Annotated in this window: 4 protein-coding genes; 1 reads left to right on the top strand and 3 read right to left on the bottom strand. The window is 71.9% G+C overall.

Features of this window, described 5'->3' with window-relative positions:
- Positions 1–75: 75 nt before the first annotated feature.
- From HW445_RS00245 to HW445_RS33025, 3 genes are all read right to left on the bottom strand, one after another.
- Positions 76–3,093 carry an ABC transporter substrate-binding protein gene (locus HW445_RS00245; RefSeq protein WP_257230711.1) on the bottom strand — a complete coding sequence of 1,006 codons (3,018 nt, stop codon included), beginning with the start codon at positions 3,091–3,093 and terminating at the stop codon, positions 76–78.
- 249 nt (positions 3,094–3,342) lie between these two features.
- Positions 3,343–7,386 (bottom strand): SGNH/GDSL hydrolase family protein, encoded by a 4,044-nt coding sequence (locus HW445_RS00250; RefSeq protein WP_180218970.1) that lies wholly within the window; start codon positions 7,384–7,386, stop codon positions 3,343–3,345.
- A 115-nt stretch (positions 7,387–7,501) separates the two neighbouring features.
- Positions 7,502–7,984, bottom strand: coding sequence for a peptidoglycan-binding protein (locus HW445_RS33025; RefSeq protein ID WP_257230712.1), 483 nt, complete (start codon positions 7,982–7,984; stop codon positions 7,502–7,504).
- Positions 7,985–8,228: 244 nt separating this feature from the next.
- Between HW445_RS33025 and HW445_RS00260 the strand changes: the two genes are divergently transcribed.
- Positions 8,229–9,200, top strand: coding sequence for a helix-turn-helix domain-containing protein (locus tag HW445_RS00260; protein WP_180218971.1), 972 nt, complete (start codon positions 8,229–8,231; stop codon positions 9,198–9,200).
- Positions 9,201–9,215 lie beyond the last annotated feature (15 nt).

The following is a 9,215-nucleotide window of genomic DNA, read 5'->3' on the forward strand; positions in this document are numbered from 1 at the left end:
GGTCCTCGGCGCGCCCCTCACGGCCGTGCCGCCGCCCGAGGGAACTGCGTCCGGCTGCCCCGACCGCGTCGGGGCTCAGTCGCCGCCCCCGTTCCCGATCGCGCACTCCCTCTCCGTGAGGGGCCGCGTGTCCCCGGCCACCCGGCTGCACACCACCCGGGAGTGCGAGGAACCGTCCTCGCGGCGACGAACCTCCATGAGGGCGATGCTGTGCCCCTTGCGGCCCGCGTAGAGCGGCGCCTGCTGGAAGTCGATCGTGCCGGTGGCCATGCCGTGGAGCCGTACGGCCCGCAGATTGACCCAGGTGGAGCTCCTGCTCTGCGCGGTGTCCTCACGGGAGGCCGCGTCGAACAGGGCCCGGGTCGCGTCGTACGAGAGGGCGGTCTGCCCGCTGGCCAGCGCGGGCGAGTCGTGACGCACCGTGTCGCCGACGCCGGGCAGGTACTCCGCGGCGTGGTTGTAGAACTCGGTGTCCCGGGCGGCCTTGCGCAGCTCCGCCAGCGCCGCGTGGTACAGCGTGACCTTGGGAGCCACGCTCTCGTTGCCGGGCGCGAAGACGGCCTTGGACAGGTCGTCACCGGTGATGACGGACATCTCCCGGCCGGCGCATCCCGAGTGCGTGCCGAGCTGTTCCATGAAGGGACCGACGTCCTCCACCCGGCCCGCGAAATAGATCACCGACGGCACGGCGGCGCTCCCGCAGATCTTGCCGGCCGGCCCCCGGAACTCGGGGTCGCCACCCGGGCCGAGGGCGTACGACAACGGATCCTGCAGGGCGAAGTCCTCCCGGTCGAGCATCTCTCCGCCGTAGCGGGCCTGTTCCTCCGTGTAGCGGTCGTCGGAGGCCTTGGTGTCGCGGGCGACCACCAGGGCCGGCGGCCGCTGCCCTCCGGCCGCCCGGCGCAGCTGCCGTGCTATCAGGCCGAGTTGAGAGGTCTGCCAGTCGTCCGGGGCGGCGAGGCTGAACCAGTTCGCGAACTGCTTCGGCAGGTAGGTGGCGGAGTTGGTCCCGGACACGACGGGCAGCCCTGCCCGCTGGAGTATGCGCGTCGTCCGCTCGCTGGAGTCGAGGTCCCGCCCCGTGCCGACCACGCCCACCAGTGTCGGGTCCCGCTCGGCGTACGCGGCGATCAGCTCGGCCATCTCGACCTGGTCACCCAGGTCGACGCCGCCGTTGGCCACGAGCACCCGCAGCTTCACGCTGGACGCCTTGTTCACCACCGCCTGGGCGAGGTAGACACCGCCGAGTTCCTCCAGCCCTTTCACGGGGGAATAGCCGCGCCGTTCGTCGGCACTGAGCGGCCCCGCGTAGACCACCGTGACGTACGTGCCCGGGCCTGCCCCCAGGGCCCTCTCGTTCTGCTCCGCGATCTTCGTCTCCAGCTGTGACAGGGTCCACGGCGCACCGCCCGGGCGGGAGGCCTCCCCGTCGGCCGGTTCGCCGTCGCCGCCCGGCAGCCACCTGGAGAACCGGACCCCCTCCGTGGCGATCCCGATGCACTCCGTGGTGCGGTCGTCGGAAGCGGCCTTGCGGCGGGTGTCCCGGTTCGCGGTCAGCCAGGTGGTGGAGCAGTGCCGGTCGGACAGCACGTCGGCGTACGCGACGGTGCCCCCGGCCAGCAGGACCAGCGACAGGGCGAGCGTCTGCGCGGACCACGCCACCCGGGCGACGGTGCGCCTCGTGGACGCCTTCACACACCGCCCCGTGTCCAGTGCGGTCTGGCGCTCCTTCGCGGGCACCGGGATGCTCACCACCCAGGGCAGACCGCCCCAGTGGCTCGGGGACTGACCCACGCGCAGGTTGACGGCCCACGCCATGTGCCAGTCGGAGAGCTGTGTCCGGTCGGCCTCCTGCGCACGCCCGCCGCCCCCGGCCGTTCCCGTTTCCCCTCCCGCCGGGAGGGTGCGCCTCAGGAGCTCGACGCTGTCGCGGGGCACGGCGGCGACCACCAGCAGCGGGTCGAGCTCACTGCGACGGCTGCGGATGTCGCTGACGGCCTTGATCAGCTCGATCCCCCCGTTGTCGGCGTCCGCCACCGGGAGGAACATCATGGGCGGCCGGAGCCGCTTGAACCCGCGGAGGTCCCAGCTCCACCGACGGTGGCTGTCCCGCAGGTCCTCGAGCAGGGCCAGCACGTGCAGCCGCAGCCGGAAGGCGTCCTTCTCCTGGCTGTCGGTCATGGCCTGGGCGACTTCGTACAGACGCGCCGCGACGCCGTCCCGGGACCGGAAGGGCCGCAACGGCGAGGCCGCGACGGGCCGGCTCTGCGCGGCGGCCGCCCGCAGGAACGTGGTGGTCATGAACCAACGGCACTCCCTGCGCAGCCACTGGAAGACCGGCATGCTCCGCGGCACGAAGTTGAGGATCAGGAGCAGCGCCACGAGGCCGGTGCCGCAGAGCGCCGCCGTGATGCCCGAGACGTCCGCGAGGGTCGCCGCCAGGGTGGCGGCGACGACGGTCGTGATGATCATCGGAAACACGTGGCTCATGTCGCTGACCGTGCGCCGCGGCACCCAGTGGGAGAACTGGGGACGACGCTCGTCCACCAACGCCCTCAGCAACGCCTTCTCGGAGGCCCTCCGGTCCCCCTCGCCCGCCTCGCCCGCCGAGGCCGACTCCGCCCACCTCCTCACGGCGTCGTCGACCGCGACGACGAATCGGGTCCGGGGGAAGACGTACCGCCGGTAGTCCGAACGGTCCCGGTCGGCGCGCGAGCCGACGCCGTTCCACTTCTTCGGGTCGCTGAGCTCACCGACCGCGCGTATCGCGTTGCGTAACCCCTCCGCCCTGACGTCGTCCGGCCCCGGGTCCTCGCCGGGCCGTGTCCGCCGACGTCCTCCTGCCATCGCCGACGGGACCGCGCACCGGGTGCCGTGGCTCTTCTGCACCTCGCACAGCTCCGTCGCGATGCTCCGCGCTCCGGTGTCGTCGTCCGAGTGCAGGACGACGACGGGCATGGGCGGGTCGCTCGATCGGAAGTCCTGTACCACCGCCTCCACCTGCCGCTGGACGTCGAACCCCTCCCGGGTCCCCATCCGCGGATTGGCCGAACAGGCCGGCAGCACTTCACGTTCCCCGTAGTGCACGTCCATGCCCCCCTCAAGTCCGTGTGCAGACAAGGTACTTGAGGTAACCCCGGTGGAGTGGTCGCCCGGTGCGCCTTCCGTTGACGCAGACATGCGCAGTGACGGGCCGGGCCGTCGGTCTCGGGGCCGCGGCCGGCACCGGAACCGTGCACATCGGTGACTTCCGGGCCGCGGCCGGCCGCCGCCACGCGGGGATCGCGTGGCGGCGGCGCCGTGTGTGTCCGCCCCGGGCCCGCCGTACCGGCGGGGTGTCCGCTACCGCAGGGAGTTCAGGGTGGCCTCCAGGGCGTCGGCGTAGAGCGTGGCGCCGTGGAGGTTCGGATGGAAGGACTTGCTCGAGGTGACCCCCAGGTCCGCCTGCGAGTGGCCGGTGAGGATGACGCCGTGGATCCCTTCCGGATCGCCGCAGATTCCCTTCCCCTCGAACTCGTCGCGCGGGTCGGAGAAGACCGCGCGGGTCCCGTACCGGGAGTTGGCGTCCGCGACGGCGCCGGCCATCTCGGCCGCCAGTACGTCCGCCAGCCCGTTCAGCCAGGCCTTGTTCTGCTCGTTGACGTTCGCGCAGGTCGCCCCGGTCAGGAGTCGGGGATAGCCCATCAGGACGATCCGCGCGTTCGGAGCGCGTTCCTGGATCTTCTGCAAGGTGGTGGCCAGGCGGGGACGCACCGTGTCATGCATCCAGACGGGCGCCCATGCCTCCAGCGGGCCCGTCTCCTCGTCCGGGATCTTGTCCCCGGTGTCCGGGTCGATGGCGCCGATGCTGGCGTCGGAGCAGTGCGGGATCCCGGGAAGGACGCATTTCGTGGCGACGTCGGCGAACCTGGCGTCGTTGCCGCCGATCGAGACCGTCACGAGCGACGTGTGCTGGTCCAGCGCCCCCTGGGCGATCTGGCCCGGCTCGTGGTGCTGGCCCTCGCCGATGAGGTGGTAGTGCCGCGCTCCCGAGCAGGCGACGAACTGGAAGTCCAGGGACGGGTCCCCGGCATCGGCCAGCGCGCCGATCGAGGAAGCACGTCCGGGGAGGACCGCCTGCCGGGACCACGCCTTGCGGGACCGGTGACAGCCGTTCATGGTCTCCTTCTCACCGTTGTAGAAGTCGGTCTCCGGGTAGTAGTCCACGCCGCCGGCTCCTTCCGTGACGCCCTCGCCCGAGGAGTACGAGTCGCCCAAGGCCACGATCTGGTCGCGGGGCTTCCCGCCCAGCGGCTGGAACGCCACGGCGTCCCAGGCCACGTCCTCGGTCCCGTTGCCGTCCCCGGTGATGTTGGACAGGGAGACGCGGGGCTGGCCGGTGAAGTTGAACGCGCCGAGCGACACCCACTTGTTGGTCATCACCCGCTGGGGTTTGGCGCGGTGCGGGCTGGTGGAGTCGGTCCCCAGGACCGAGTAGAGGGCCTGGCGGGTGTGGGCTCCGTGGTCGGGCAGATGCACCCATGCCCTCATCCAGCCGCGGTGGTTGCCGCCCAGTGTCCAGGTGCCGGTGACCTTGGCACGGGGCGGCTCGGTGCCGCGCTGCTGACGGGTGTGGGAGAACCAGAAGTGGTTGTCGTATCCGGCGCCGATCTGGTGGAGATCGATCCGGCCGGAAGGTGAGGCGAAGTCGAACGTGAACGTTCCCGCCGACTCCGACGGCCCGCAGTCGCGGTTGTCGGAGCCGCTGGGAGTGGCCCCGGCGGGGATGTCGTCGACCACGAGGCTGCCGGCCGGCAGTCCGGCCGAACACCTCGGAGGGTAGGCGGAGCCGTCCGGCTGCTCCACGTAGCCGGTGTTGAACCGGTGCAGGGGATAGCCGCAGGCCCTTACCGCGGGACCGCAGTCCTTCCACGTCACGGGCTGGTGGTACCAGCACTTGAGGTACAGCGGATCGGTCTCCTCACCGGGGAGCAGGCACGGTCCGCCGCCGGTGTGGTTGGTGGCGTCCTCGCCGATCTTCGAGGGGGCGCAGTCGTTCCTGCTGTCGCAGAACAGGTCGATCGGCGGTTTCGCGGCGGTGCGGAATCCGGGGGTCAGCCAGGTCGCCTGCCGGTACCCGGGCTGGAAGTCGCCGGGCGCGAACATCGCGGAGAGGGGGCGGGCCGCCCAGCCGATCACCTTCTCCTGGTACGGCCAGTTCTGCGGGTCCTTGGCGTCCGCGTACTGGTCGCCGCCTCCGTCGGACTCCAGGAACGGGTTGCGGTTCTCCTTCCACAGGGGGTTGGCCGGATTGTTGGTCCAGCCCACACCCCACTTGCCCGAGTACTTGTGCGCCTCGGCCTCGGGGTAGTAGCCGGAGTTGTAGGCCCACAGGGCGAAGAACCAGTTCTCGATCCATTTCGGTTCACCGTTGTTGACGACGAGGCCGTCCGCCCGGGTCTGGTTCCACTTGTCGGCGAGGATGTCCGCGCCCTTGGCGATGTTGGCGGCGTAGTCGAGGGCCACGGCTTCCTGCTGGACCGGACTCAGCGTGAGCTCGCCCTTGTCCGGCAGTCGCATCCCGTCGGTGACCTGGGTGATGCCGTAGCCGCAGTCCGCTTCCGCCCAGTCGATCGCCCAGGGGTCGTGCTGCGTGCCGTCGGCCGAGTACTGCACGCCGTAGTAGTTGCCGACCAGAGGGTTGGCCGTGACGCCGGGCACCGCGTAGCGGGTGGCCTGCCACATGTTGGACTCCTGCGCGGTGATGCCCAGCAGGATCTGCGCGGGGATGCGCCAGTCGTCGCCGGTCCCGCCGGTCAGGGACCGGAGAGGGAACAACGTCTGCGGCGAGTACGCGGGCATTCCCATCCCCTTCCAGTCGGCCGGCCGGCTCGCGTGCGCGTTGAGGTTTCTCACCACGGCCTGGTCCACCGCCCATTCGACCTGCCGGGGGGTCGGCTGGAACGCCTGCTTGCGCAGGTCGCCGCGCGGGACGGAGCAGGTGCGGTCCGCCTCGACCGGCGACTCGGCGGCCGAGCGGAACGATTTCGCGTCCGTCTCCGCCTCCGCCTCCACCGGCCGGGGCAGGGCCGGGCTGGTCGCGAGCGAGGTGTCCTGCGCCTTCGCGCTGCCGACGCGCTCGTGCGGCATGGCGTCGAGCGTCACGCTCTGGCCGGTGCCCAGCGCCTTCAGGGTCACCCTTGCCGGCCGGGCCGCCAGGGCGTCCCTGGAGGAGGTCCGCGGGTCCTTGCCGTCGGCCCACGCGGTGGTGAGGGCGGCGCGGCCGTGACTGGAGATGCGCGCGTCCTTGGCGATGCCGCCCGGGTTGCGCACCGAGCCGGGGAGCTTTCGGCCCTGCTCCGTACGGGCGTCGCCCGTGACGAAGACCGTGCCGTCCGCCGCCCTGGCCAGGTCGAAGGCGGTCAGCTTCCCCCTGGCCAGTCGCTGGGCGGTGTTCTTCGCCCCCGGCGAGCGCAGTTGTGCGGGGGTCACGCGGAAGACGGCGGCTTCGGGCGCGGCGTCGGCCTGTGCGGCGGAGCGCGCCGCGCCGGGCAGACGGTCGATGAAGGTGACGCCGCCGTCCGCGTCCGGCTTGAGCTGGAACGGCACGCCGTGGGTGCGGGCCACCACCCGCACCTTCCGGCCGTCGATCCCCACGATCCGACGGCCCTGGGCGGCGACGACGTGTCCGCCGACCGGTACCGCCGAGGTGATCTGCCCGTCCAGGCGGACCTTGCGCGTCGTCCCGCTCGACGCGGCGACGGTGATCAGCCGCGTCTCGGAGGTGGCCGAGGACACCTCGTCGGTGAACTGGGAGAAGACCGCGTTCTCACCGCTGCCGCAGCCCGGCGAGAAGTAGCCCAGGGACGCCTGGAAGGGCAGCTTGCGGACGTTCCCGGTGTCGAGGTCGACGATCGCGGTGAAGGCGCCCCGGCTCATCAGCTCGGGCTTGTTGGTGAACGTCCGGGGCGCGTACGCCACGGCGGCGTACCGGCCGGACTCCGTCACGCAGGCGTTGCCGATCCAGGCGTCCGTCTCGAAACCGGCCTCGGACAGGGTGGCGGCGGTCCGCCACCCGTACCCCTTCTTCTCCTCCGCCACCATCACATGGAACCCGGTGGCGTCCGAGGAGGTGGTGAACGCCCGGTCCTCGGAGCCGGCGAAGTCCTCACCGAGTACGGCGGCACGACGGTCCTCCGTCACCGCCGAGGGCTTGGACCCGGGTCCCTCACCCGTGGACGCGCCGTCGTCCCTCGGCGCGGCCGCCGTCCCGGACGTCCGGCCGTCGACCGCCGGCGGGCGCGAACTGTCGGCGGACGCCTGCGGCGCGCCGATACCGACCGCGACCGCGAGTGCGGCCGCCGAGGCCGCCACGGCGCGCAGGCGTCTGAACTTGCTGCGTCTCAACTTCCCTGTCCTTACCTACGCGGGAGCGGGGGGCACCGTCCGGCACCCCCCGCCTCGGTCATCGCCTCGTGCGTCCCTCGAGCTCCCTGGTCGCGGCCCGTGGCGCACGTGGCGGTCAGCGGCACGTGTAGAACGCGCCGGTGGGCGTGAAGTAGGGGAACTTGATGGCACGGCCGGTGTAGTAGCCGTACACCCCGTCGGAGGCGACCCCGGCGAGCTTGCTCTGCGCGTTCTTCAGAGCGGTGAAGGTGGCCGGGCCGAAGTTCCCGTCCACGGCGATGTTCTGCTGGTAGCAGTACTTCAGGCTCCGCTGGAGGGCCCGCACGCCGCCTCCCTGGTCGTTCATGCGGAGCGTGCACTCCGTGCTGTAGATCCCGTTGCTGTAAGGGATCCACGCGCTGACCTGCATGGTCGCCGAGTGCGAGGCCATGAAGCGGGCCAAGTACGTGTCGCAGGTGTAGGGGTCGCCGGCCGCCGCGGGGGCAGCGGAGGCTGCCGAGGCCCCGGGGGCTGCGGTCGCCGCGGCGCCGAGCAGGGCGACCGTCGCGGCGGCGACGGTGCCGGCGGTCCTGATGGCCCGACGTATGGAGAGGTGCATAGGGGTCCCCGTCCGATCCGGTGGAAGTGGTGTACCGCTGAGGGACCTTAGGCCCGTGGGAGAGCCGCGACTTTGCCGTGCGTGCCGGATGTTTTGCTCGCCGTGCCGGCACACCGCCCCTCCCGCGCCCCGGCGGTTGCACCGCGGGCACCCGTCACCCACACTCGTCCCGGAACCGGCCGTGTCGAGGGGGGCGCATGGAGCGAGGAACCAAGGTGGTGCCGGGGCGGGCGGGGTGCACCGGATGAGTCCGGCGCTGGACACCACGTCCATACGGCCGCAGGACCGCGAGGAGGTCATCCGGGACGCGGTGTGGGGCTCGGTGGTGGTCGTCGACATCGACCACCGGCCTCCGGCCGGGGAGATCCGGGCACGGATGGACGTCAGGTCCGTCGGGCCGCTCAGGATGTGTTCGGCACGGTCGACGGCGGTCAGACTGCGCCGCACGGAGCGGCTCGTACGGAAGGACGAGGAGCCGTCCCTCTTCCTCAGTCTTCAGGTGACCGGCACCAGCATCGGCGTGCAGAACGGGCGCGAATGCGTCGTGGGCCCCGGGGAGTTCGCCGTGCTGCGGTCCGACGCCCCGTACACGCTCCTCTTCGACCAGGGCATCGACCACCACTTCCTGCGGCTGCCCCTGGCAGCCCTCGCGCTGCCCGACCGGCTGCTCCGGGACACCACCACGGTGACGTTCGGCGCCGGGAACCCGCTCGCGCGGCTGGCCTACACGTTCTTCTCGCAGCTCGCGGTCAGCGCCGAGCTGCACGACGACGACGCCGACGAGGCCGTCGTCGCCCCCAGCGTCGAGCTGCTGCGGGCCGTCCTGGTCTCCCAGCGCGGGGACGCCGGCCCGGCGAAGGGGCCCCTGGAGTCGACGCTCGGTCTGCGGATCACGCAGTACATCCGGGAGCACCTGGCCGACCCCGATCTGTCGGCGGCCCGGATCGCGGCCGCGCACGGCATCTCCGTACGGCACCTGTACGCCGTGCTGTCCCGGTCGGGCATCAGCCTCGGTGACTGGATACGTGCCCGGCGGCTCGAGGCGTGCAGGCGGGAGCTGGCCGGGCCCGCCGGGCGGTCGCGGACCGTCGCGGCGATCGGGCGGAGCTGGGGCTTCATGAACGCGACCCACTTCAGCAGGGTCTTCAAGGACGCGTACGGGGTGCCGCCCCGGGGCTGGCGCGACCGGCACCACGCCCGCGGCCCGCACGACTGAGCCGCCGGTCCGGCC

It is taken from the genome of Streptomyces sp. UH6 (assembly GCF_013421635.1).
Taxonomy (GTDB): domain Bacteria; phylum Actinomycetota; class Actinomycetes; order Streptomycetales; family Streptomycetaceae; genus Streptomyces; species Streptomyces abyssomicinicus.